The 25,706-nt window shown below is 34.7% G+C and carries 26 protein-coding genes and 1 riboswitch; of the genes, 13 read left to right on the forward strand and 13 right to left on the reverse strand.

Annotation, left to right across the window (positions count from 1 at the left end; translation table 11 throughout):
* Positions 1-36: 36 nt before the first annotated feature.
* The 6 genes from pnuC to ACHMWN_RS04050 all read left to right on the forward strand — a co-directional run bounded on the left by pnuC (position 37) and on the right by ACHMWN_RS04050 (position 6,540).
* Positions 37-660 (forward strand): nicotinamide riboside transporter PnuC, encoded by a 624-nt coding sequence (gene pnuC, locus ACHMWN_RS04025; protein ID WP_397297928.1) that lies wholly within the window; start codon positions 37-39, stop codon positions 658-660.
* Positions 644-1,171: an AAA family ATPase gene (locus tag ACHMWN_RS04030; protein ID WP_397297930.1), complete on the forward strand. Its 528-nt coding sequence runs from the start codon at positions 644-646 to the stop codon at positions 1,169-1,171. The genes pnuC and ACHMWN_RS04030 overlap by 17 nt, the downstream gene beginning before the upstream one ends.
* 61 nt (positions 1,172-1,232) lie before the next feature.
* A riboswitch (TPP riboswitch) is annotated at positions 1,233-1,365 on the forward strand.
* Positions 1,366-1,420: 55 nt separating this feature from the next.
* Complete coding sequence (locus ACHMWN_RS04035) at positions 1,421-3,868, forward strand: TonB-dependent receptor (RefSeq protein WP_397297932.1); 2,448 nt, start codon at positions 1,421-1,423, stop codon at positions 3,866-3,868.
* 96 nt (positions 3,869-3,964) lie between these two features.
* Positions 3,965-4,597 (forward strand): thiamine phosphate synthase, encoded by a 633-nt coding sequence (locus ACHMWN_RS04040; RefSeq protein ID WP_397297934.1) that lies wholly within the window; start codon positions 3,965-3,967, stop codon positions 4,595-4,597.
* Positions 4,598-4,811: 214 nt separating this feature from the next.
* Positions 4,812-5,210, forward strand: a complete 399-nt coding sequence (locus ACHMWN_RS04045; RefSeq protein WP_397297935.1) for a group III truncated hemoglobin — start codon at positions 4,812-4,814, stop codon at positions 5,208-5,210.
* A gap of 37 nt (positions 5,211-5,247) precedes the next feature.
* Positions 5,248-6,540 (forward strand): MFS transporter, encoded by a 1,293-nt coding sequence (locus ACHMWN_RS04050; protein WP_397297937.1) that lies wholly within the window; start codon positions 5,248-5,250, stop codon positions 6,538-6,540.
* A gap of 71 nt (positions 6,541-6,611) precedes the next feature.
* Here ACHMWN_RS04050 and ACHMWN_RS04055 read toward each other — a convergent pair whose 3' ends face one another.
* The 4 genes from ACHMWN_RS04055 to nagA form a co-directional block, all read right to left on the reverse strand.
* Complete coding sequence (locus ACHMWN_RS04055) at positions 6,612-8,372, reverse strand: ABC transporter ATP-binding protein (protein ID WP_397297938.1); 1,761 nt, start codon at positions 8,370-8,372, stop codon at positions 6,612-6,614.
* A gap of 88 nt (positions 8,373-8,460) precedes the next feature.
* The gene (frr, locus tag ACHMWN_RS04060) at positions 8,461-9,024 is read right to left on the reverse strand and encodes a ribosome recycling factor (protein WP_397297940.1); all 564 of its coding nucleotides are present in this window, start codon (positions 9,022-9,024) and stop codon (positions 8,461-8,463) included.
* 41 nt (positions 9,025-9,065) lie between these two features.
* Entirely contained in the window at positions 9,066-9,773 is a 708-nt protein-coding gene (gene pyrH, locus ACHMWN_RS04065; protein ID WP_182923055.1) for a UMP kinase, read from the reverse strand.
* Positions 9,774-9,837: 64 nt separating this feature from the next.
* On the reverse strand, positions 9,838-10,935 hold the full coding sequence (gene nagA, locus ACHMWN_RS04070; protein WP_397297942.1) for an N-acetylglucosamine-6-phosphate deacetylase: 1,098 nt from the start codon (positions 10,933-10,935) through the stop codon (positions 9,838-9,840).
* A gap of 68 nt (positions 10,936-11,003) precedes the next feature.
* Here nagA and ACHMWN_RS04075 point away from each other — a divergent pair, with 68 nt between their 5' ends.
* Positions 11,004-12,212 carry a metallophosphoesterase gene (locus ACHMWN_RS04075; protein ID WP_397297944.1) on the forward strand — a complete coding sequence of 403 codons (1,209 nt, stop codon included), beginning with the start codon at positions 11,004-11,006 and terminating at the stop codon, positions 12,210-12,212.
* Between the two features lie 50 nt (positions 12,213-12,262).
* Here ACHMWN_RS04075 and tsf read toward each other — a convergent pair whose 3' ends face one another.
* From tsf to ACHMWN_RS04105, 6 genes are all read right to left on the reverse strand, one after another.
* Positions 12,263-13,108: a translation elongation factor Ts gene (tsf, locus tag ACHMWN_RS04080; protein ID WP_397297945.1), complete on the reverse strand. Its 846-nt coding sequence runs from the start codon at positions 13,106-13,108 to the stop codon at positions 12,263-12,265.
* A gap of 99 nt (positions 13,109-13,207) precedes the next feature.
* On the reverse strand, positions 13,208-14,053 hold the full coding sequence (rpsB, locus tag ACHMWN_RS04085) for a 30S ribosomal protein S2 (protein WP_397297947.1): 846 nt from the start codon (positions 14,051-14,053) through the stop codon (positions 13,208-13,210).
* A 19-nt stretch (positions 14,054-14,072) separates the two neighbouring features.
* Positions 14,073-14,459: a 30S ribosomal protein S9 gene (rpsI, locus tag ACHMWN_RS04090; protein ID WP_397297949.1), complete on the reverse strand. Its 387-nt coding sequence runs from the start codon at positions 14,457-14,459 to the stop codon at positions 14,073-14,075.
* Positions 14,460-14,475: 16 nt separating this feature from the next.
* On the reverse strand, positions 14,476-14,919 hold the full coding sequence (gene rplM / locus ACHMWN_RS04095; RefSeq protein WP_397297951.1) for a 50S ribosomal protein L13: 444 nt from the start codon (positions 14,917-14,919) through the stop codon (positions 14,476-14,478).
* A 476-nt stretch (positions 14,920-15,395) separates the two neighbouring features.
* Positions 15,396-16,028, reverse strand: a complete 633-nt coding sequence (locus ACHMWN_RS04100) for a DUF1579 domain-containing protein (protein ID WP_397297953.1) — start codon at positions 16,026-16,028, stop codon at positions 15,396-15,398.
* A 42-nt stretch (positions 16,029-16,070) separates the two neighbouring features.
* Complete coding sequence (locus tag ACHMWN_RS04105) at positions 16,071-16,442, reverse strand: hypothetical protein (RefSeq protein ID WP_397297955.1); 372 nt, start codon at positions 16,440-16,442, stop codon at positions 16,071-16,073.
* An 83-nt stretch (positions 16,443-16,525) separates the two neighbouring features.
* On the opposite strand from ACHMWN_RS04105, the gene ACHMWN_RS04110 reads away from it, so the two are divergent.
* Positions 16,526-16,732, forward strand: a complete 207-nt coding sequence (locus ACHMWN_RS04110) for a YtxH domain-containing protein (protein WP_397297957.1) — start codon at positions 16,526-16,528, stop codon at positions 16,730-16,732.
* A 39-nt stretch (positions 16,733-16,771) separates the two neighbouring features.
* Positions 16,772-17,458, forward strand: coding sequence for a class I SAM-dependent methyltransferase (locus ACHMWN_RS04115; protein ID WP_397297959.1), 687 nt, complete (start codon positions 16,772-16,774; stop codon positions 17,456-17,458).
* 82 nt (positions 17,459-17,540) lie between these two features.
* Here ACHMWN_RS04115 and pepT read toward each other — a convergent pair whose 3' ends face one another.
* Positions 17,541-18,791 (reverse strand): peptidase T, encoded by a 1,251-nt coding sequence (gene pepT, locus ACHMWN_RS04120; RefSeq protein WP_397297960.1) that lies wholly within the window; start codon positions 18,789-18,791, stop codon positions 17,541-17,543.
* Positions 18,792-18,978: 187 nt separating this feature from the next.
* On the opposite strand from pepT, the gene ACHMWN_RS04125 reads away from it, so the two are divergent.
* Both ACHMWN_RS04125 and ACHMWN_RS04130 read left to right on the forward strand, forming a co-directional pair.
* Positions 18,979-20,682: a M14 family metallopeptidase gene (locus ACHMWN_RS04125; RefSeq protein ID WP_397297962.1), complete on the forward strand. Its 1,704-nt coding sequence runs from the start codon at positions 18,979-18,981 to the stop codon at positions 20,680-20,682.
* Positions 20,683-20,686: 4 nt separating this feature from the next.
* Positions 20,687-21,295, forward strand: coding sequence for a rhomboid family intramembrane serine protease (locus ACHMWN_RS04130; RefSeq protein WP_397297963.1), 609 nt, complete (start codon positions 20,687-20,689; stop codon positions 21,293-21,295).
* Here the strand turns inward: ACHMWN_RS04130 and ACHMWN_RS04135 are convergent.
* A complete protein-coding gene (locus ACHMWN_RS04135; RefSeq protein WP_397297964.1) occupies positions 21,278-22,246 on the reverse strand; it encodes a hypothetical protein in 969 nt (322 codons plus the stop codon). The two genes, ACHMWN_RS04130 and ACHMWN_RS04135, sit on opposite strands and share 18 nt — an antisense overlap.
* A 105-nt stretch (positions 22,247-22,351) precedes the next feature.
* Between ACHMWN_RS04135 and ACHMWN_RS04140 the strand changes: the two genes are divergently transcribed.
* A complete protein-coding gene (locus tag ACHMWN_RS04140; protein WP_397297966.1) occupies positions 22,352-23,386 on the forward strand; it encodes a hypothetical protein in 1,035 nt (344 codons plus the stop codon).
* A gap of 80 nt (positions 23,387-23,466) precedes the next feature.
* Here the strand turns inward: ACHMWN_RS04140 and ACHMWN_RS04145 are convergent, their stop codons facing one another.
* A complete protein-coding gene (locus tag ACHMWN_RS04145; RefSeq protein ID WP_397297968.1) occupies positions 23,467-24,600 on the reverse strand; it encodes a hypothetical protein in 1,134 nt (377 codons plus the stop codon).
* A 69-nt stretch (positions 24,601-24,669) separates the two neighbouring features.
* Here ACHMWN_RS04145 and ACHMWN_RS04150 point away from each other — a divergent pair, with 69 nt between their 5' ends.
* A complete protein-coding gene (locus ACHMWN_RS04150; RefSeq protein WP_397297969.1) occupies positions 24,670-25,701 on the forward strand; it encodes a dipeptide epimerase in 1,032 nt (343 codons plus the stop codon).
* Positions 25,702-25,706 lie beyond the last annotated feature (5 nt).

Below are 25,706 nucleotides of genomic sequence, written 5' to 3' on the forward strand. Positions count from 1 at the left end.
TTATACTTTAATGCTACTATTTTATACTTTTGAAACATGTTACTATTGATTGACGGTTTTAAAGAAAGTATCTCTCAATTCATTTTTGGAACTGGGGTATTAGAATGGTGTGGCGTTTTTACAGGAATTCTCTGTGTATGGTTAGCTGCAAAAAACAACATTTGGAATTGGCCAATTGCAATAGTGAGTGTACTGATTTACATAATTATCTTTTTCGAAAGTAAGCTGTATGCAGATATGGGTTTGCAATTTTACTTCTTCGCTATGAATATTTATGGCTGGTACTATTGGAGTAAACAAAGAGATAATCCAGAAAAAGAACGACCAATTAGTCTAATTACTTCTAAAGAAATTGTATTATCAATAATCGGAATAATTCTTTTTACGCTGGCTTTAGGTTTTATATTACACAAAAACACCGATGCTTCTTTTCCTTTTATAGATAGCTTTTGTACTGCCTGTAGCTTAATTGCACAGATATTTTTAGCAAGAAAAGTATTACAAAATTGGTTAATTTGGATATTCGTAGACATCATTTATGTAAGTGTGTATTTCTCTAAAGAATTATACGCGACAGGGTTGATGTACGCTTTATATGTTATTATAGCTGCTATGGGTTATATCGATTGGAGAAAAATCTACCGTGAACAAACAAATTAAAAAAATAGCAATAGTTGGCCCAGAAAGCACAGGTAAATCAACCATGTCTCAACAACTGGCTAAGCACTATAATGTGCCTTGGGTACCAGAGTATGCTCGTTATTATTGTGCTGCTTTAACTTCCGATTGTACTTTACAAGATGAAATTAATATGTTTCATGGTCAAGTTGCTTTAGAAGAATCTGTATTGGCTATGGCCGATACTGATTTTATTATATGCGATACCACTTTTGTAACGGTTAAAATTTGGAGCGATGAGATGTTAGGCGAAACCCCGCAAATTGTACTTGATGCCTTAAAAACTCATAAATATGATTTTTACCTCTTGCTTGATATCGATTTACCATGGCAAGAAGATCCATTAAGAGATTTTCCACACATGCGAGAACATTTTATGGAAATTTGGCATAATGAGTTAAAAGCACTTCATGCGCAATATAAAGTAATTGGTGGCATAGAAAATCGTTTGCAAAACGCTATATACGCCATAAATAATTTTCTACTGGAATAACCCTCGCACGTATATTTTCTAAAACTATTTCTTAATGTCAATCCTTTTGCGTTACATTTGTACCATCAATAAGGGGTGCCTTGTTTTTGTAAAAAACGCAAATACAGGCTGAGAACATACCCATTTTAAAGCGTAAAGCTTTAAATGCACCTGATCCAGATAATGCTGGCGTAGGGATGGTTTATGGAGTTTAACTAACGTCGGGAGTACCCCTACTGTCGGCAGGTTTAACTAAAACAAAAATACAAATTGAAAAAATTTAAGTTAGCAGTAATCACTGCATTATTGTGCCCAATCTTTACAATGGCACAATTCAACATTTCGGGTACAGTATCTGAAAAAAACAACAGTAATTTACCTAGCGCAACTATCCGATTAAAAGGAAAATCCTCAGTTCTTTCTAGTAACGAAGCTGGTTATTACGAGTTTAAAAATCTTCCAGCAGGTAATTATACTATAGCTGTTAGCTTTTTAGGTTACCAAAGTCAAGAGCAAACTATAAATCTACAAGCAAACGCTGTAGTAGATTTCAAATTAAATCAACTTACCTTTTTAGCGAATGAAATTGTAGTAAGTGCAACTCGAGCAGCTGCAAATTCGGCTAGTACATACAAAAACATTGATAAGCAAACCATCGCTAAAAACAATTTCGGACAAGATTTACCTTTCCTTTTAGATAACACACCAGGTGTTGTCATCACTTCAGATGCTGGTGCGGGCGTAGGTTATACAGGTATTCGCATACGCGGAAGTGATGCAACTCGAGTAAACGTAACTTTAAACGGTATTCCTTATAACGACAGTGAAAGTCAAGGAACGTTTTGGGTAAACATGCCCGATTTCGCTTCATCAGTAGATAATATTCAAATTCAGCGTGGTGTTGGTACCTCTACAAATGGTGCAGGTGCTTTCGGTGGAAGCTTAAATATTCAAACTACAGCAGGCGAAACAGAACCTTATGCAGAGTTAAATAATACGTATGGATCTTTCAATACCTGGAAAAATACGGTAAAAGTTGGTACAGGGTTAATTAACAATCATTGGAGTTTTGATGGCCGTTTATCTCGTATTAAATCTGATGGTTTTATCGATCGTGCTGCTTCAAATCTTAAATCTTATTTCCTGTCAGGAGCCTACCATGGTAAAACCGATTTACTTCGCATTAATGTATTTTCTGGAAGTGAAAAAACATATCAGGCATGGAATGGTATTCCAGAATCTCGGTTAAATGGAGATGTTGTAGGCATGAACGATTACATTTCTCGCAATGGATTAAATCCAGCAGATGCCGCTAACTTGTTGAACTCTGGCAGCAGAACCTACAATAGTTTTACGTATAAAGATCAAACAGACAACTATTGGCAAGATCATTATCAGCTTTTGTACGCCAAACAGTTTAGTGATCAATTTTCTTTCAACGGAGCTTTGCATTATACCGCAGGGCGAGGTTATTATGAAGAATCTAAAGAGGGTCAGAAACTAGCAGACTACGGTTTATTGCCAGTAGTTGTTGGTGCTACCACAATTACTAAAACAGATTTAGTGCGTAGAAGATGGTTAGATAACGATTTTTATGGTTTCACCTATGCCTTTAATTACAAACCAGCTACCAAACTGCAACTCACTTTAGGTGGTGCGTATAACGAATATAAAGGGGCTCACTTTGGTCAAGTTATTTATGCACAATACGGCAGTAATGGCAACAATGATAGACATTATTACGATAACGATGGCTTTAAAACCGATTTTAACTCTTACTTAAAGGTTAATTTTACTCCGATTGAACAGCTTACTATTTTTGCTGATTTACAATATCGTCATATGTATTACACTGTTTTAGGAACAGAGAAAAGTTTAAATCAGTTAGACATTAAAGACAAACTTGATTTCTTCAATCCTAAAGTTGGCGCAAGTTATTTTGTTAATTCTAATTCAAATATTTACACTTCATTTAGCGTAGCTAACAAAGAACCAGGTCGTGATGATTATGTAAACGTAGAAGCTGGAACGCTACCAAAATCCGAAAGATTAAACAATTTAGAAGCAGGTTATCGTTTCAAAAATGCTAGCCTATCTGCGGGAGTAAATGTATATGGTATGTGGTATAAAGATCAATTAGTTGTAACTGGAAAAATTAATGATGTAGGTGAATACTACCGCCAAAATGTAGATAAAAGTTATAGAGCAGGTGTAGAGTTAGATGCTGCTTATACCATTAATCAGCAGTTTTCTATTTTGGCAAACGCAGCTTTAAGTCGTAATAAAATTAAAAACTTTACAGAGTTTATAGATGATTATGATAATGGTGGGCAAATCGTAAATACTTATAAAAGCACTGATATTTCTTTCTCACCAAACGCTGTAATTTCTGGTGAGTTAGTTTATAGTCCAATAAAAGCATTGGCTTTAGGTTGGCAAAGTAAATATGTAGGCAAGCAATATTTAGATAACACCCAAAACGATATGCGTAAATTAAATTCATATTGGGTAAATAATGCTCGTTTAGCTTACGATATGCAATTAAAAGGATTTAAAAACATTAACATCGCTTTCTTAGTGAATAACATTTTAAATAACAAATACGAAAGCAATGGCTATACCTACGGTTACTTTTACGAAGGTGCCCAAACTACAGAGAATTTTTATTTCCCACAAAGTGGAACGAATTTAATGCTAAGTTTAAATTTGAAGTTTTAATCTTTTAACAAACGCGTCATTGTAAGGAACAAAGCAATCTCCTTAAACAAATTACTTCGTTCCTTACAATAACATTTATAATCGGCAGCTTAGCATATGAAAAAATATATAGATAAACTCCATTTCATTACGCACGATATTCTACAACATTCCCACATCGCACAAGCACAAATAGCTTGCGAAGCAGGTGCAAAATGGATTCAATACCGTTGCTTAAGCAAAGCTGATGATGAACTATTAAGCGATATAAATACCATCGCAGCAATATGCGATGATTGGGGCGCAACTTTAATCGTTACCAATCACATTCATTTGAAAGATAAAGCCGATATACAAGGTTTCCATATAGAAGACATGGACGCAGACTTTATCGCTCTACGCAAGCAATTAGGAGAAGGATATACCTTAGGTGGGTCATCAAACACGATTGAAAACTTAATACGATTAGCTAATGAGGGTGCAGATTATGCAGGCTTCGGGCCTTTTAAAGTAACTACAACTAAACCTAATAATGCACCGCTACTTGGAGTAAAAGGTTATGCAGATGCTATGGAAGCATTAAAAAAGGCAAACATAGTATTACCTATTTTAGCGGTAGGTGGAGTAACTCTAACAGATATCCCTCAACTTTTAGAAACGGGCATTTATGGTATTGCCGCCTCATCCGCAATTAACCAAGCCGAAGATATGTATGAGGCTTATTCAGATTTTTATAAGGCAATGATTTAAGTCCTTTACTTTTTGAAATACGCTGTTTTCATTGCGAAGCACGAAGCAATCTTAACTAATAACTATACACAACTCATTTAAGATTGCATCGTGCCTCGCCATGACGCTTTTGCTTTATTACTTATTCAAATACCAACTTGAGGTCATTTTATGATTGTGAATTAATCATCTCTAGTAAAACGGCTTATATTTGATTGTATTAAGCAACAGCAATATGCAAAGTGAAAGCACAGACATTTTAACCCTTGATAATGTAAAAACGTTGGTTGATGACTTTTACGGAAAGGTGAGAGACAATGCCTTACTGGCTCCTGTTTTTAACGACGTAATAAAAGATAATTGGCAATCACATTTAGAAAAGATGTATACCTTTTGGCAAACCATTTTATTAGAAACCCCTACATACAGTGGCAGTCCGTTTTTAAAACACGCCAAACTTCCTATTGCCAAAGAGCATTTTGATACTTGGATTAGCCTATTCAACCAAACAGTGGACGAACACTTTACTGGTGAAAAAGCAAGTGAAGCCAAGTGGAGAGCAGCCAAAATGAGTGAAATGTTTCAATACAAACTAGATTATTACAAAAATAATCCAGCGCAACCTCTAATTTAAAAACTCGAAATTGTAATTTTACTACAAATTAATTCCTTTGGAAGAGCAGCCCATCATTACCGAGAAAAAAGACCCATTTGCCGCACTCCGTTACCGAGAATTCCGCTCTTATTTAGGCATGCGTTTCTTCTTTACGTTTGCTTATCAAATGCAAGCTGTAATTATTGGTTTCCACATTTATCATTTAACAAAAGATCCATTAGCATTAGGCTTAATCGGTCTGTGTGAGGCGATACCGGCCATCAGCATTGCTTTATATGGAGGCTACGTTGCCGATAAATCAGAGAAAAGAGGTTTATTATTGAAAATATTTAGTGGCGTATTCTTATGCTCATTAATTATGTTAGTTGCCACTTCTAAACAAATGCATACTTACATCCCGACAAGCTACATTGTACCTATTATGTATTGTATGGTTTTTGGAGTAGGTTTAGCTCGAGGCTTTTTTGGACCTGCTACATTTTCTTTAATGGCGCAAATTTTACCAAAAGATTTATATCCAAATGCAAGTACATGGAGCAGCTCTAGCTGGCAATTGGCTTCTATTTTAGGGCCAGCGGCTGGTGGATTAATTTATGGCTTTTACGGCATCACTCCGACCTATATTGTTATTATCATCTTTATATTTATTTCCTTAATCTGTATTTTCTTTCTTAAGAAACATCAACCCTCTTTTATTCCAAAAGAAAGTATTGTAAAAAGTCTAACTGAAGGTATCAACTTTGTTTTTAAAAGTAAAATGATGTTAGGCGCAATGAGCCTAGATTTATTCTCTGTTTTTTTTGGTGGTGCCGTTGCCTTACTTCCAGTATTTGCCAACGATATTTTAAAAGTAGGATCAGAAGGTTTAGGTTTTATGAGAGCTGCGGCATCCAGCGGAGCGGTAATTACCATGCTGTTAATGACTAGGTTTTCGCCGATGAATAAACCTTGGCGCAATTTGTTAATTGCTGTTGCTGGCTTTGCTACCAGTATCATTTGTTATGGTTTATCAACCAGCTTCTATTTAACACTTTTCTTCTTATTCTGCGAAGGTGCATTTGATAGTGTAAGTGTAATTATTCGTTCTACCATTATGCAGCTCTTAACTCCAGATCAAATGCGAGGTAGAGTTTCGGCAGTAAATAGTATGTTTATAGGTTCATCTAATGAAATTGGTGCTTTCGAATCTGGCTTAACAGCAAAGCTAATGCGAACCGTACCTGCAGTAGTTTTTGGGGGTAGCATGACCTTAGGTATCGCAGCAATTACCTACTTTAAAACAAAAAGCTTATTGCCTTTAACGCTAAACGATATCAAGCCTGCCGATAAAATCGAAGACCAGATTTAACTTAAACCACATAGACAGATAGAAAACATCTTTTTTAATGATCTTAGCTATGTGTCTATGTGATAAAAACTTTAAGACAAAACTTCATCATTTACTCGCTCACCAACTTGTTGTCTCCACATGGCGAAATACAAACCTTTTTCAGCTAGTAAATCTGCATGTTTGCCCTGCTCAATAATATGTCCTTTCTCTAAAACATAAATCCGATCTGCATGACGAATGGTTGATAAACGATGTGCAATTAATATGGTTACATGACTCGTTAAAACCGACACATCTCTTATCGTCATGGTAATTTCTTCTTCGGTTAATGAATCTAGTGAAGATGTAGCCTCATCAAATACTAAAATGTCTGGGTTACGTAATAAGGCTCTAGCAATTGATAGACGTTGTTTTTCTCCGCCAGAAACTTTTACACCCCCTTCTCCAATTACAGTATCTAAACCTTTATCTGCTCTTGCTAATAAATTCTGACAAGCAGCTTGATGTAGAACTCGCATACAATCTTCGTCGCTTGCAGTAGGTTTTACAAAAAGTAAGTTCTCTCTAATTGTTCCAGAAAACAGTTGTGTATCTTGTGTTACGAACCCTATTTTTTCTCTCAACTGATCTAAATCTATTTCTCTTCCTGAAGTTCTATTGTACAATACTTCACCTTCAATTGGTTGATAAAGGCCTACCAGCAATTTCACTAACGTTGTTTTCCCAGAACCTGATGGACCTACAAATGCAATGGTTTCTCCATTATTAGTAGCAAAGCTGATGTTATTTAACGCATTTGTTCTACCCGATAAATGTTTAAAACTTACATTCGAAAATGCTAAGGTTTCTATCTTTTCTAGTCGAACAGGATTAACAGGTTTTTTATCTACAGGTGTATTTAAAATAGCTTTAAAATTACCTAGCGACACTTCCGCTTCTCTCCACGATAAAATCACATTTCCCAGTTCTTGCAAAGGGCCAAACAAGAAGAATGAATAAAATAAGAAAGAGAAATACTGTCCTGGAGAAATTGTATTTTCAAATATCAAGATTAATAACACCACCACCATTGTACTACGAACCAAGTTTACAGTTGTACCCTGCACAAAACTCATGCTACGTACATACTTTACTTTTCTTAGTTCTAAGCCTAATATTTTGTAGGTCGTTTTATTTAGTCGCTCAATTTCTTGGCTAGCTAAACCTAAACTTTTTACCAATTCTATATTACGAAGAGATTCTGTGGTAGAGCCTGCTAAAGCTGTAGTTTCTGCAACAATTGAACGTTGTATGGTTTTAATTTTACGACTTAAAAACCAACTTAAAAAGCTAATAATTGGAATTGATGCTGCATAAATTAACGAAACTTTATAGCTAACAGAAAGGGAGTAAACGATTACGAAAATCAACCCAATTAAACTCACAAAAAGAATGCTGATAAAAGAAGTGATGAACTTTTCACTATCCAATCTAACTTTTTGCAAAATCCCTAAAGTTTCTCCACTTCTTTGGTCTTCAAATACTTGATAGGGTAATTCTAGCGAATGCTTTAATCCATCAGCATACATTTTTGCACCAACCTTTTGTACAATAATATTGGTAAAATAATCTTGAAAGTTCTTTGCAATTCTAGAAACCATTGCAGCACCTACTGCTAAGCCAACCAGTCCTAAAACTCCCCAGATATATTCACTTCTACTTAATTCGTTATGCCTGTTGATGAATCTATCTAAAATTCTTCCTGTAAAGTATGGATCCATTAAAGAGAAACCTATGTTAAAAGCGGCTAATACAAGCGCCAAAACCACAATCCACTTATGTGTTTTTAAATACTGAAGTAATAAATTCATTTTTTTTATTGTTTGGGTTTCAAAAATAAACAAAGGGAATGAAGCTATGCTGCATTCCCTTTTAAATTACATTCTAACGATATATAAATTAGATTGTCATGATATCTTTTTCTTTCACTTCAGCATGTTTATCTACTTTAATAATATATGCATCTGTTATTTTTTGAACCTCGCCTTCGCCAGTTTTGATTTCATCATCAGAAACACCTTCACCTTTTAGCCTTTGAATTTTACTGTTAGCATCTTTACGAATATTACGAACAGTAATACGTCCTCTCTCCGCTTCTTCTTTTACTTTTTTCACTAAGTCCTTACGACGTTCTTCTGTTAATGGTGGTACAACTAAACGAATAATTACACCATCATTTTGTGGGTTGATACCAATATTGGCTTCCATAATAGCACGTTCTATTGGTACTAATAGAGATTTTTCCCAAGGTTGGATGATTAAAGTACGTGCATCTGGAGTAGTAATACCACCAACTTGTGCTAAAGGGGTAGCAGCTCCATAATAATCTACCATAATACCATCTAGCATTCCTGCTGATGCTTTACCCGCTCTTATTTTTGTTAATTCAGCCTCGCAATGAGCAATTGCTTTTTCCATTGCTACTTGTGCATCTTCTAATTGTTTCTTTATGAGGTCGTTCATAATGTGTTGTATTTATACAAAAATATAAAAAATGGTTAAGATTAGCCCTGAACTAACGTGCCTATTTCTTCGCCATTGGCAATTTTCATGAAGTTACCGGTTTTATTCATATCGAAAACGATAATTGGGACTTTGTTTTCTTCGCAAAGCGTGAAAGCAGTCATATCCATTACGTTCAATCCTTTAGCGTACACTTCTTTGAAAGAAATCTCCGTATACTTTGTTGCAGTTGGATCTTTTTCAGGATCTGCTGTATAAATTCCATCAACGCGAGTTCCTTTTAATACCACATCTGCGTTAATTTCAATTGCTCTTAATGCAGCTGCAGAATCTGTTGTGAAATATGGATTTCCTGTTCCTGCACCAAAAATAACTACACGTCCTTTTTCTAAATGTCGAACAGCTCTTCTTCTAACAAATGGTTCGCAAATTTGCTCCATTTTAATAGCAGATAACAAGCGGGTTTTTATGCCTACTTTTTCTAAAGCATCTTGTAAAGCCATGCTATTAATTACTGTAGCTAACATGCCCATGTAATCCGCTTGCGCCCTATCCATTCCAGATTTTTCTGCGCTTAAGCCTCTAAAAATATTTCCTCCTCCAATAACAATTGCTATTTCTAAACCTTTGTCGTGAACTGCTTTAATATCTTCAGCATATTGTCTAACGCGTTCATTGTCAATACCGTATTGTAAATCGCCCATTAACGATTCACCGCTCAATTTTAGTAAAATCCGTTTATACTTCATGACCTCAAAAATATTAACAATTTTTTACTTAGCCGCTATGCTTTTAAACAATTGATGTAATTATTTAGTTGTGGATGGATTCTCCTTGGAATATTACTTCTTTTAAGTTCAATTCTTGATCTAGAATCAGCATGTCCGCTTGGTAGCCAGATTGGATTTTCCCCTTTAAATTATCTTCTCCAATTAATTTTGCCGGATACATTGAACTCATTTTTAGCGCATCTTTTAGATCAATACCACACTGGTTTACACAGTTTTTAACGGCTTGCAACATTGTTAAAGACGATCCTGATAAGGTTCCATCTGGCATTACAAATTTATCTCCTACTAACTGGTGCTGATAAGGACCTGATGAACATTCTGTTACTGCATCGGTAATTAAGAACATTCTTTCCTTTAACAGTTTCTGACTAAACTTTATCACTTCAAAATCTACATGATTGCCATCAGCGATGATGCTTGCCATAGCTTTATTGTGATTAAAAACTGCAGTCGGAATGCCTGGTTCTCTATGATGAATTGGAGACATTGCATTAAATAAATGTGTGGTGGTTTGTATACCTAAGTCATAGGCCTTTGTGGCTTGTTCAAAATTCGCATCACTATGCCCTAATGATACCACAACCTGATTATCCAACAAATATTGAATCACCTTTTCGTCCTGTAATTCTGGAGCAATGGTCATCATTTTAATTACACCATCGCCAAAATCAAGTAATGCTTTAATTTCATCAAGTGTTGCTTTGCGGATAAATTCACTCACATGGGCGCCTCTACGTTTTGGATTAAGAAATGGGCCCTCTAAATGCAGACCTAAACAATTTTTTGCTATTCCTCTATGTTCTTTAGCAGCTGTAATGCATGCGTTAAAAACATCAGGCGTATTTGTTGCAATGCAGATCAGAAAACTGGTTGTACCCGTTTTTAAAAGATTTTCTTCAATTATGGTTAATGCTTCTACGGTTGGGTATGCAGAAAACAACTTTCCTCCAGCGCCATAAATTTGGAGATCAATAAACCCTGGGATAATAAGATTTTCCCTTTGTGAAACACTTTCGGACTCTAGTACAGATTTAATTTTTCCATCTGCGATTTCTAATCCTTTTAAAGGCTTTATCGTATCTCCATCAAAATAGTTGTAAATATCAAACGTTTGCATCATGTTAAGCAGGTGATTTGTGCTAAGGTAATATTTTAATCTTTTATATTGGTTGCTAGAAACCTTCAAAAATGGATAAAATACAGACCTCACAAAGAAGAAATTTTCTTAAAACCACATTAGCTCTTGGCGCTACAGCATTTATCAATCCATTGCAAACAATAGCGAGTTTGCCAGAAAAGGCTGATGAATTTGCACTTTCAGTTGGACCATATTTGCAAACCAATTTTGGTAATGAGATGAGTATTTTATGGTTGACAAACAAAGTTGCCGCTGGTTGGGTAGAGTTTGGCGATTCTCCTGATAAGTTAAATCAAAAAGCATATGGAAAAGCCGAATTAGGACTAAAGCCTGCAAATAGCAAATTAAATTGTGTTACGCTTAAAGGCTTAATTCCAGGAAAAACGTATTACTATCGGATTTATTCTAAAGAGATAAAAGATTTTCAACCGTATAAACTGACCTATGGAAATACGATCAATACTGAAACTGAAAGTTTTATCAATACAGATACTACTAAAAAGGATGTTTCATTTTTAATGTTAAACGATATTCATGATCGTCCAAAATCTATTCCTTTATTATTGGATTTAGATAAAGAAAAGAAGAATGATTTTATCTTTTTTAATGGAGATATTTTTGATTATCAAACGGATGAACAGCAAATTATTGATCACATGCTAAAACCTTGTGTTGATTCATTTGCCAAGAAAACACCATTCATTTATGTAAGGGGGAACCACGAAACTCGGGGAAAATTTGCCAGAGAATTTCCTCAATATTTTAAACATGTAGGTTACGATGCATTTAGTGTTGGTCCAGTTCGCTTTGTGATTTTAGACACGGGTGAAGATAAAGAAGATGCGCATCCAGTTTACGCAGGAATAGTTGATTTTGATCAATACAGAATTGAACAGGCAGAGTGGTTTAAAAATGAAATCAACTCTAAAGTATTTAAAAAAGCTCCATTTCGAATTGTATTAATGCATATTCCACCTCGTTTTTCTGGAGATGCGCATGGACCTAAGCATTGCACTGAATTATTTGAACCTTTATTAAATCAAGGGAAAGTAGATTTAGTTTTAAGTGGACATACCCATACCTATAAAGTACACCAACCAAATGAAGCACTAAACAATTACCCTTTAATAATAGGTGGTGGACCAAGAGACGGAACTAGAACATTAACTAAAATTACTGCCAATGCTAGTGAAATCAAGGTTAGTATGTTAAATGATGTAGGTAAGGAAGTAGGCAGTTATACTGCAAAACGGAAATAAAAAAGGGTCGGTTAAAATTAACCGACCCTTTTCTTATAAAATGTTCTTAATTAAGAACCTAATTGTACTCTTTTGAAAGCTGTTACTGTTAATCCTTTAACTGTTTGGTCTAAGAATTTACGAACATCGATTGAACCATCTTTAACAAACTCTTGGTTTAATAATGTACTGTCTTTGTAGAATTTATTCAATTTACCAGCAGCAATTTTCTCAACCATTTCTTCTGGTTTACCTTCTTGACGGATAACATCTTTAGCGATCTCAATCTCACGCTCAATAGTAGCAGGATCAACACCATCTTTATCAACAGCAACTGGGTTCATTGCAGCAATTTGCATTGCAACATCTTTACCTGCTTCAGTAATATCTGCGCCATTTGCGCCTTCAAATACTACTAAAACGCCCATTTTACCATTCGAGTGGATATAAGATACGATTTGCTCACCAGAAATATTTGCATATTCTTGGATAACAATTTTCTCTCCGATTTTACCAGTCAATTCAGTGATAGTTTCTGCAACTGTACGTCCATCTTCTAATGTAATTGCTGCTAATTCATCAGCAGTAGCAGGATTGTTCGCAACTGCCGCAGCTAAAACAGCTTGAGCAAGATTACGAAAATCTTCAACTTTAGAAACTGGTTCAGTTTCACAAGCTAAAGCAACTAATTTACCATTTGTGCCATCTGCTGAAATATTGATTAATACCTGACCTTCAGAAGTAGCATTACCAGAACGAGCGGCAGATACTTTTTGACCTTTTTTACGTAATAAATCAACAGCAGCTTCGAAATCGCCATTGGCTTCTACTAATGCTTTTTTGCAATCCATCATACCGGCTCCGGTTTGTTGGCGTAATTTATTTACATCTGCGGCAGTAATTTGTACTGTAGACATTTTGTATGTTTTTTATTTTTTTTTATAAAATATTATGGGTTGAAGGTTACAAGGTTATGGGTAAACCCGCAACTCGTAACTCTCAACCCACAACTTAATTTAAGCTTCTGTAGTATCTTCTGTTGACGCTTGTGCTTCAGCAGTTTCTTTTTTAGTTGGTCTTTTAGCACCAGCTTCTCTTGGCTCTTTAGTTTCTGGAGCATCAGCAGCAGCTTTAACAGCTACAGCTTCTTTTTCAGCTTCATCATCTTTTTCGCGTTTGCGCTCGTCTAAACCTTCTTCGATAGCTTTGATAATTACATCAGTAATCAATAAAATTGATTTAGTTGCATCATCATTCGCTGGAATTGGGAAATCGATGTTAGATGGATCAGAGTTAGTATCCACCATTGCAAAAGTTGGGATGTTTAATTTCATCGCTTCTGCTACAGCAATATGCTCTTTTTTAACGTCGATTAAGAAAATTGCAGCCGGTAAACGGTTTAAGTCTGCAATACCACCTAATAAACTTTCCAATTTGATACGCTCACGTTGAATCATCAAACGCTCTTTTTTAGAAAGAATTGAGTAAGTACCATCTTTAGTCATTTTATCGATGGTAACCATCTTTTTAATTGACTTGCGTACTGTAGCAAAGTTGGTTAACATACCACCTAACCAACGCTCGGTTACGAAAGGCATGTTTACTTTTTTCGCTTGTTCAGCAACGATTTCTTTAGCTTGTTTCTTAGTAGCCACGAATAAGATCTTACGACCTGATTTTACGATTTGTTTAATCGCTGCTGCAGCTTCTTCAGTTTTAGTTAAAGTTTTATTTAAATCTATAATGTGAATTCCGTTGCGCTCCATAAAAATATATGGTGCCATTTTCGGATTCCATTTGCGGGTAAGGTGACCAAAGTGTACACCTGCATCCAATAAGTCTTGATATGTAGTTCTTGCCATTGTGTTTGTCTCCTTAAGATTAACGTTTACTGAATTGGAATTTCTTACGTGCTTTTTTACGTCCTGGTTTCTTACGTTCAACCATACGCATATCACGGGTCATTAACCCTTTAGCGCGTAATGCTGGTTTTTTCTCAGCATCTAATTCAACAATGGCTTTAGCGATAGCTAAACGAATAGCCTGTGCTTGTCCTGTAACTCCACCACCGTTAACATTTACAGTTACATCAAATTTACCAACCGATTCAGAAACTTCTAAAGATTGGTTAACAATGTATTGTAATGGTAATGTTGGGAAATATTCTTTGTGGTCTTTACCGTTAACGGTAATAACGCCGCTGCCGTCTTTTAAATAGATACGGGCAACTGCAGTTTTTCTTCTACCTGAAGTATTTGTAACTGACATTTCTTTTCTCTTTTAATTAAAGTTTAATGGTTTTTGGAGATTGTGCCGAGTGCGGATGCTCCGAACCAGCGTAAACAAAAAGATTGGTGTACAATTTTTTGCCCAATTTTGTTTTTGGTAACATACCACGAACAGCCTTCTCAACTACGCGAGTAGGGTGTTTTGCCATTAATTCTTTAGGAGAAATAAATTTCTGACCACCTGGGTAACCAGTATAAGAAACATATTGCTTATCGCTTAATTTGTTTCCTGTCAGTTTTACCTTGTCTGCATTAATAACGATAACGTTATCACCGCAGTCTACGTTTGGGGTAAACTCTGGCTTGTTTTTTCCTCTAATAATCATTGCGATTTTAGAAGACAAGCGCCCCAAAATCTCTCCTTGTGCATCAACTACAACCCACTGTTTATTAACAGTTTTGGCATTGGCAGAGACAGTTTTGTAACTTAACGTATTCACTTGCTTTTATTTAATTTGTTAAAAAATAGTTATTATCCCTGTTTTTTAGGGACTGCAAAGATAGGGAGAATACTTTAATTACCAAAGAGTTGAGACGAAAAAAGTTGAAGGTTTTTAGTCAGGCAAAGTAAAGTGGTAGGTTTTTGTTGATAAAACCATTAAAAACCAAGTTTATTCGCATCCTAAAAGCGACGATTTACACTGTCCGAAAATGTCTGTGAATGTCCAGAAATGTCAGTATAAAACTTGCGTTGTCCTAGTGTTCTTCGAGGATTACCCTAGGTTTGTTCTTCTCAAACCGCGTTTTGTAGGAGAAATGCAGGAGCATACTAGGAGGAATGTGGGAGAAATAACCTTTGATTTGTTATGTTGGCTGGTAAAATAAACGTCCCTTAGTTTTATTTTTCTGCAGAATGCAAATCATAAAAAAAGCCCAAGCAATATGCTTGGGCGTTAAATTATCATTACTTATAAAATTACTTTGCTCTTTTCAAGTTAATCGACATGGTTTTAACTTCTTTGCCGTCTTTTGTATCGAACATTTCCATTTGTTGTGTATTGTCATCAATAAATTTCAAGGTTTCCCTAATCGTAATATCTTTACCAGAAACTACATCTGTTGCTTTACCTTTCATGTTCATGGTTTTTGTTGCAGCATCAAATGTTCCTTCTAAATACATTACACCAGTTCCCATATTATCTACCCAGGTACTTACGTAAATTTTCTTTGAATTATCGTAAGCTAATGTGCTTATCCCTTCAAAAGGCATGCCCTCAAAAGATCCTTTATAAGTAGATTGTTGATAGCGTCCGCCTAGAATCATTTTATTTTCACAAACTGCTTTATTTACACTAGGGGGTTGGTCTGGCGAATAATACATGGTAATTTCTGCATCCCATTTCCCATCGGCTGCTGCCATCATTTTATGAGGATCGCCTGGCGCCATGTATGCTGCCCATGCCTTATTCATAGCGGCAGTATCTACTGGAGTAGTTGTTTTGGCAGCTGTATCTACCTTTGCACTATCTGCAGAAGTGCCTTTTTTTTCGTTGTTACATGCTACTGCGAGTAACAATACAAAATACGAAGCAATAGTTAATCTTTTCATTTTTTTGTTTTTTAAGTTTCGGTCTTACTCAAATTTAAAAAATTATGCCTTCAATTCCTTGTAGTTTTTTGAAAAGTAAAGTATGAAATGTGCTATAACTGAAATAGAAAAAATAAAGCTGATGGTTAGATAAGTAGCTGTATCACTGCTCATAAAGTCGTATTCAATAGCAGGGCGGATAATATATATTGCACCATATAGTAGTGTTCCAATAAAGTATAAACACCATAATCCTGTTAAGTAATGCCAAATTTTCCATTGGTAATTATCAAGCTGATAGCTTCTTAAACATAGCCAGCTAAAAACTATTACCACAAAAATTCCTGCTGTTGAATTAAATGTTCCATTTTTTAAATAAATCAACCCGTAAAGTAATGCTACTGTTAAATTAAAGTAAGATAGTTTTTGGAGCATATGAACTAAGTAAAGATTAAAAATGCAACTTATAAAGAACAAATCCGTTTTTATATTGTTAGAAATTTATTAAAACTTGAATTATGACAAAGCAAACGAAAATATTAACTGGTTTATTGGCTGGTGCTGCCCTAGGGGCAGTTGTTGCCTTAGTTATTGCGGCTGATAAAGATGACGAATTAAAAGGAAAAGTTACGGATTGGTTTTGTGATCTTTTAGATAGCTCTAAAGACAAACTTAATGCCGTAGGAAGTTTAGTAAAAGATAATTTAGCAAAAGTTAAGGCCTAAATTTGAGTATAAGGCTAACCAATAAACTATCTTTGAAACATGGATGTTTTTGGAAATGCTTTAACTGATTTTTACAAAAAAGGCAAAGCCGATATTTTGTGGCTGCATAATTCTTACGATGAGCCTGAAGAGATGCCAATCGACATCTTCTTTAGAAACTTTGAAGAAATGCCCGATTTAGAACATAAAGCCCTAACTCTCTGTTATGGAAAAGTTTTAGACGTGGGTGCTGGAGTAGGTAGTCATGCATTAATTTTACAAGAGGCAGGTGCTGATGTAACGGCTATTGATATATCCGCAGATGCTGTGAAATTAATGCAGCAACGTGGCATTAAAAAAGCCGTTGAACAAGATGTTTTTAAAACCACAGAAAAATACGATACGCTTCTCCTTTTAATGAACGGTATTGGTTTAACTGGAACTTTATCTGGCTTTATTGATTTTTTAGGAAAAGCGAAAACATTAATAAATCCTGATGGGCAATTACTTTTTGATAGCTCTGATATTGCTTATTTGTACACGGAAATTTCAAAACCAGAAAATAAGTATTACGGAGAAGTTAGTTATTGCTACGAATATAAAAAGCAAAAAGGCAGTTGGTTTAATTGGCTGTATTTAGATCAAGAAACTTTACTGCGTACTGCACATGAAAATGGTTGGGACTGCGAAATTGTTTTTGATGATGGCGAAGACCAATATTTAGCTCGATTAACCTTAATTGGCTAATCGATATAGTCATGCTGAATTTATTTCAACACCCGCTAAATAGAAGGCTCTGAAATAAATTCAGAGTGACGACTTTCGGAGGCTACGCTTTTTCCTCCCAGATACAGGCAATATTTACAATGGTTTGCACTGCTTTTTCCATGTCCTGTACTGAAACCCATTCTTGTTTACCATGAAAAGCATGTTCGCCGGCAAAGATATTTGGACACGGCAATCCCATAAACGATAAACGAGAACCATCTGTTCCTCCTCTAATGCTTTGTTTTTTTGGCGTTAAGCCTGCTCTTTCAATTGCCTCTACTCCATTTTCAATTAGTTGGGGATATTTATCTAGCACTTTTTTCATGTTTCGGTATTGCTCCGTTACGTCAAATTCGTATGTAGCATTAGGATAAGATCTCAAAACCTCTTTAACTAAATTCTCTAAAAAAGTCTCGTGAGATTTCAGCAGTTCATCATCAAAATCTCTAATGATAAATTGGGCTTCTGCTTGCTCTGCATGCCCGTTAAAACTTACTGGATGAATAAATCCTTCTTTTCCACTTGTAGCTTCTGGAGTTAATTTATCTTTTGGCAGAGCTGATAAAATGTCTCCCAAAATTTTAATTGCACTTTCCATTTTGCCTTTTGCAAAACCTGGATGAGCACTTACCCCATTTATAATTAGTTTTACGCCATCAGCAGAAAATGTTTCATCTTCAATAGAACCCAATGTTTCTCCATCAACCGTGTAAGCGAAATCAGCACCCAGTTTCTTCAAATCTGCTTTATCTACACCTCTTCCAATTTCTTCATCTGGCGTAAATAATATTTTTATTGTGCCATGTTTAACACTTGGGTTTTGAACTAGAAAAGCAGCAGCTTCCATAATTTCTGCTAAACCTGCTTTGTTATCTGCTCCTAAAAGTGTGGTACCGCTTGCTGTTATAATATCATTTCCTAGCTGATCTTTTAAATCTTTATGTTCCTCTAACTTTAAAATGATGGAGTTGTCATCTGGCAAAATCAAATCTTCCCCTTGGTAATTTTTATGAATAATTGGTTTTACATCTTCACCACTACAATCTGGCGAAGTATCCATATGCGAGCAAAAACAAATTACAGGAACTTGCTTTTGGCTAGTACTTGGGATGGTTGCATACACATAACCAAAGTCATCCATGTGTGCATCTTCAATACCTATTGCTAACAATTCGGCAACCAATACTTTGGCTAAATTCTTTTGTTTTAAGGTTGATGGGCAAGTTTTAGAAGTTGGATCTGATTGAGTATCTACTTTTACATAGGTAAAAAATCTATCTTCTAATTTATGTGATGCATTTGAGTAAATCATGTCCCAAAATTAACATATTGAATGTATAAGCGCTAAAGATTTTAATGAAAACCACTTATTTCTCAAAATACATTTAAAGAGAAAAGAATGTTACAGTTTGCTCAAAAATAAAAAAGTAATTTAGAGTTTTAATTTAGCCATTCATTTTATGAAGAGATTATTTTTACTTCTGCTTATTTTTATAAATATGGAAACTTTTGCCCAACAAACTCCGTTTGAGCTTAGCAATAAAAAGGAAACAACTACCTATGAAGCAGCGATTTCTTTTTATCAGGATTTAGCAAAAGCATTTCCTCAGCAAGCAAAGTTATTTACATACGGAAGTACTGATTTTGGAAAACCTTTACACCTATTAGTATTATCGAAAAAAGGCATATTTGATCCTATCTCTTTAAGAAAAAACAACAAAAGAATATTTTTAATTAATAACGGCATTCATCCAGGAGAACCTGAAGGAATTGATGCCAGCATGATGTTCGCAAGAGATTTATTAAAAACCAATAAATTACCAGAAGATGTGGTGATTTGTATTATTCCTGTATACAATATTGACGGCAGTCATAACCGCAGCGGTACTTCTCGTGCCAACCAAAATGGACCAATTGCGTATGGCTTTAGAGGAAATAGCAAGAATTACGATTTGAATAGGGATTTTATTAAAACAGATTCGAAAAACTCACAGGCGTTTCAGCAAATATTTAATACATGGCAACCAGAGATTTTTGTAGATACGCACACAAGCAATGGTGCTGATTATCAGTATACAATGACGCTGATTCCTACTCAAAAAGATAAGTTGAATCCAGTTTTATCGTCATACTTAACCAAAACAATGGTGCCCGATTTATATAGTGAGATGAAAGGAAAAAACTACGAATTAATCCCTTACGTAAACTCTATCAATGAAACTCCAGATGCTGGAATTACGGGCTACATCGAATCGCCGCGTTACTCTACCGGATATGCAGCGTTGCACAATTCGATAGGTTTTATGCCCGAAACTCACATGTTAAAATCTTTTGATAAACGTGTAGAATCAACTTATAAGTTATTACAAACGTATGTAGATATTATTGTTCGTGATGCGAAAATTATTGGCGAAAATAAACGAAAAGCGGATGAATTTACTGCGCAACAAAAAGACTTCCCATTAGACTGGAAATTGAATCGTTCTGTTTACGATAGCATTGAGTTTAAAGGTTATGCTGCAAAATATAAACCAAGTGAAATTAGTGGCATGGATCGTTTATATTACGATAGAAATGAACCTTATACTAAAAAAATAAAATATTGGGATAAGTTCGAGCCTAGTTTAACTGTCACCAAACCAATTGCCTATGTTATTCCAAAAGCGTGGAGCAAGGTAATTGAATTGCTAAAACTGAATAATGTGAACATGCAGCAATTGACAGCAGATGTAAAACTTGATTTAGAGATGTATTACATTGCTGATATGAAAACCGCAACTAGACCATACGAAGGACATTATCAGCATTCGGCAGTGGTGTTAAATCCTGTAGATCAGAAAGTGCAGTTTTACGCTGGCGATTATGTGGTATATGTAAATCAACCGAATAATAGATATATTGTTGAAACGTTAGAACCTCAAGCAATTGATTCATTTTTTAACTGGAATTTCTTCGATTCTGTTTTAGGTCAAAAAGAAGGATATTCTTCTTATGTTTTTGAAGATACTGCCGCAGATTTATTAAAAAAATACCCAAATCTTAAACAAAAATTAGAGGCAGAGAAAGCAAAAAATCCTGACTTTGCAATAAATGGTAGAGCACAATTAGATTTTGTGTACAAAAACTCCGATTATTACGAAAAAACGTACATGCGTTATCCTATTGGGAGATTAAAACAAGACGTAAAATTAAACCTGAAATAATACTATGAACTATCTAAACGATACGCCCGTAGCTTCAATTATATTTATATTTACTTTAATTACAAGTATTTACGCTTTTAATGATGCCACTTTATACGGTAAATTTATGCTACATCCGTATACGGTTAGCAAAGGGAAAAAACTATATACATTTATTACTAGTGGTTTAATTCATGCCGATTGGACCCACTTGTTTTTTAACATGTTTACATTCTATTTCTTTGCTTTTAGATTAGAAATGATGATTGGGCATTGGCAATTTGGATTGCTTTATTTCCTGAGTTTAATCTTGAGTGATATCCCAACGGTTATCAAGCACAAAGATCATTTTTGGTATAATAGTTTAGGAGCATCTGGCGCAATTAGTGCAGTTTTATTTAGCTACATTATGTTCGAACCAATGAGTTTAATTGGGGTAATGTTTATACCAATGCCAGCTATTTTATTCGCTATATTGTATTTGGCTTATTCTTGGTATATGTCTAAAAATGCAAAAGATAATATTGGACACGATGCTCACTTTTTTGGTGCTTTAACAGGCCTAATTTTTACCGTGATTTTTGTGCCTGGAATTATCCCTTATTTTATAGAAAAATTAACTGGAAATGGGTAAAAAGGGTTCTTCAAAATAGCTCATTGGTGTTGTCGGGTCTTTAATAATCTCAAACAATGTATGACCCCAAGGTTTCCAGAAGTTTTCTAAAACCTGTCCGTACGTTTTGTTAGTCCAAATATCAAAAAGCGCTTTGTTTTGTGTTCCCTTTAAAGGCATTGCATCAATATAAATTACATCTTCCACAGGCATAATTGTATATTCTGGCAAGCGATTAAATAAATAGGCAGAATAGAAAAATCTAGCAGCTAACTCCTCAAACTGTTGTTCTAAAAGTTTTTTGTCTCTAATAGAATCAATAATTTCTTGATGGTATCTTTTGTTCGTTCCGTTATCTTGTAAACATGCGATTATTCCAAAATCTTTAAATTTCAGCGAGAAGGTTAAGGTGTTAATTTCATCTCTAAAACTAAATGCTGTATCAGCATTTTCCAATTGCACAACCACGATAGACCAAGGTGTAAAATCTTCTAAAACTACTTCTCGGTAAATACTTTGCAACATGGTGTGTAGGTTGCCAAATTTGTGCATTAATCCTTGCGACATGTTCATTCCATCGCCGCTTAATTGTTGCAAACGAATAGCGCCCTGCATTTCGATATACAAAAAGCTGTACATCAATTTACCAATCCAATTAAACAAATCTATCTCTGGCAAAGCCGAAACACCTGCGTACCCTTTTCCAAAAGCTAATGCAATTTTATCTTCCAATGGAGAAACAAACTGATCATAAACTGTTGTGTTACAGGGAACATTCAGGCTTTTATAGGTACGAATGGTTTCATCTAATAATTGAATTTTTTCATCACCAGTTAAGCTTGCCATGCTTAGAAGCCAATCAGGCAAAACATTTATAGTTGCCAAAGGTGATGAAAAACTATCACCGCTTAAAAAGCATTTATCGTTCTTAAAATCGAAGTTTTTGAAAGGATTGTATAAGGCAGTATTCATTGCTGCAATATTAGCTAATAAATTGATACGATAAATCAATATCAAGTCAAAAGTATTGAGTATTGAATTTATAAAATAAATGTATCTTCATAATTAAAGGTATATATGAAATTGAAATATTATTTATTTATATGGGGCATGGTTTTAAGCATGCATTGCTTTTCTCAAAACAAAGTAGTTTTATCTGGAAGAGTAAGTTATGCTAGTAAGCCAATCTTGATGCTGAATTCTTTCACTGTAATCGTTAACGATACACTTAATAAGGCATATAAAGAATCGCAGATGAAATTTCAAGAGGCAGTTAAAATTGGCAAGAAGGATACTACAAAACTCAAAAGTGCATTTAAGCTATTAGATGAGGGAAGAAAAGCACAGGATAAAATAACAACAGATTCAAATTTATATTTTCACACAAAAGTTAACGGTTTGTTCAAAATTGAAGTAGACATGCGAGATAGTTTGTTTTTTCAATCGCCTAGCTGCCTCACTCAAAAATTTGCAGTTTCAGATCTAGTGAAAATGGATTCAATAGCAATTAAGTTAATCCCAGAAAAGTGTATACCATTTGATCAAACTGATGATAAGAATCCAAAGCGATATGTTATAATTGCGGAAAAAGTAGAATTAAAATCAGTGTGGCCTTTATATTGTAACCATATATATTCTATGGATTCAAGATATGAAGCGAAATATAAAATAGTCAAAAATGTATATGGTAACCTGAATACAGATACTGTTAGATTTACTGTATTTGATCATTATGGCATTCCTGCTTTTTCAGAATATAAATATGTGCTTTTGTTTCTTAGCGAGTATAATGGTAAAATATACCATGAGAAGTATCAATATTTTGATGTTTATCCAACCAAGAACGGTAGATGGGCTAGAGCAGGAAACCCTTATGCACTTGATGAGAATATTAAAAATAAAACAGTAAAATCAATTGATATTAAGTTTAAAGATTCCGTAATATTCGAACGGTCAGATTATTATCCTTTTGAAATTAAAAAGAAATTTAGTGAGCCCTACTTTAAATTTGTTGGAGATAAGATTTATCCTGTAGCTGGTGTTTATATTGAAGATTTAATAGAAATTAAGCGAGAAGGAGTCTTGAAAGAAAGAGGATTTAAGTTGGATTAAAGCTTAAAAAAATAATTCTAGGACGAGGAATCTCTTGGTAATTACAAGAGATTCCTCGTTAAATCAGAATAACAGAAACATTAATATCTATTATAAAAATAGCTGATCTCGTCCACTAATTGTGCATAAATTGGTTTAGTAAACTCTACAAATAAGGCATCTGGGGCAGGAGGTAAAATTTCTCTCCTTTTAGTCATGCTTAATTGTTGTTTAGTTAAAGCTCTTTCATCACCTTTATAACTTGCCCAGCTATCTTGCCAAATGTAAGTTCCTGGTAAACGTTGTTGCTTAATAATTTTGTTAGTTTGATAATCGTAAATAGTCATTGCTAACAAACCAGATGATGAAACCTTTTTATCGAAAATACTCAATGTTGCTTTTACAGTTCCGTACACTTTGCCATTTGCTCTGGTTTCTTCAATGACAACACTATCTCTTTTAAGTTTCTCCACTCTTTCTTTAACATAGGTCTGACCAACTACAAAATCATCAAAATTTAATCGTAGCACTTGATCTGGAGTTATTTTCTGGGTGTTTGCTTGTTGTTCAGAATAAAAAATCACAAATCTATTCTTTTGATAATTGCTCATAAATTGATTTACCTGTTGCTGAAAATACTGGTTACTCAATTTATAATAATTACTTTGAACCATAACAGGTTGCACAACAACTTTTAAAACTGCAGCCCAATAGGCATCATCCATTTTACGCTGAACATCTTTATAATTTGGATAGAAATAGTTCGCTTTTTCAAAATTGAAATACGCATTTTTAGCACTAATACGATTGTTTTCGTTTAATTGATCTACGCCTAAAAGATAACGAGCTTCTGCTGCTTTGTATTTACTATCCTCCACTTCATTACTAAATCTTGGAGGATTTGGCACTAAACTTTGTGCAACAGGTGAACTGTTAATCTCATCACTTAGCTGATTGATTTGTTGATAATGGCTTACTATAGTTTCCCATTTTAAAACGTTCGAAGAAAGTTTAGCTTCGTCAATTTTTCTTAAGTGATCTTTTAATGCCAACTCATAAGCAGTAGGTAAAACTTGCATTGCTTCTGCATTTTTAGGTGAATTTTTTAAACGATCAACTGATTTAGAAACTGATGCATCGTAATTTCCTTTTTGCAAAGCATTTTTTCCGGTGGTACATCCAACAATTAGTATGGATAAATAAAGAAAATACCGTAATCTTGAACTAGTTTTCATGGCCTTTGTGTTTAGCGTTAACAAATATACTGTTGGCACGATTGCCTTTTAATAATAAGACGATAACAAATGAAAATAAGTTGCAAGCAGTTTGAATTAGAATTAAAACATCCATTTTCAATTTCCAAATTTACAAGAACAAGTACACCATTATTACTTTTAAAGCTTAATTATGAGGGTTTTATTGGTTATGGTGAAGCAAGCATGGTTCCCTACATGGGAGAAAGTCAGACAAGTGCTGCGGAGTTTATTGCGAAAGTAGATTGGGCTAGATTTAAGCATCCCTTTGACTTTGCAGAAATTCATCACTATTTAGATAGCATTGCTTCAGGAAATCCGGCAGTAAAAGCAGCAATAGACATTGCTTTAAATGATATAAATGGCAAGATTTTAAATCAGTCTTGCGCTACAATTTATGGTGCTGATAAAACTAAAATGCCCGTAACTTCTTATACATTAGGCATCGATACTCCCGAAGTTTTAAAAGAAAAAGTTGCCGATGCCAAAGGTTTTAAAGTGCTAAAAGTAAAGTTAGGTAGAGATAACGACAAAGAGTTAATAGAAACCATTAGAAGTGTGAGCGATTTGCCGCTATACGTTGATGCAAACCAAGGTTGGAGTGATAAAAAACAGGCGATAGAAATGTGTTATTGGTTACACGATCAGGGTGTTTTGTTAATTGAGCAACCCATGGATAAAAATAATTTAGAAGGGAATGCTTGGCTTACGCAACGCAGTCCGATACCAATTTTAGCAGATGAAGCCGTCCAGCGTTTAACGGACTTAGAGGGATTAAAAGGTGCTTATCATGGCATTAACATTAAATTAATGAAAACTGCAGGGATGTACGAAGCGCATCAAATGATTTTAAAAGCTAGAAGTTTTGGCATGAAGATTTTGATTGGTTGCATGAGCGAAACTTCTATTGCTACCTTAGCTGGCGCTGCATTAGCTCCGCTTTGTGATTGGTCTGATTTAGATGGACCTTGGTTAACTAAAAACAATCCTTTTGATGCACCAGAAATGCAAGATGGACGTTACATTTTAAACGATTTACCAGGGTTAGGATTGACGGGAATTGATGAGGGTTTGTTTTTATAATTACA

Source organism: Pedobacter sp. UC225_61, from assembly GCF_044452285.1.
Taxonomy (GTDB): domain Bacteria; phylum Bacteroidota; class Bacteroidia; order Sphingobacteriales; family Sphingobacteriaceae; genus Pedobacter.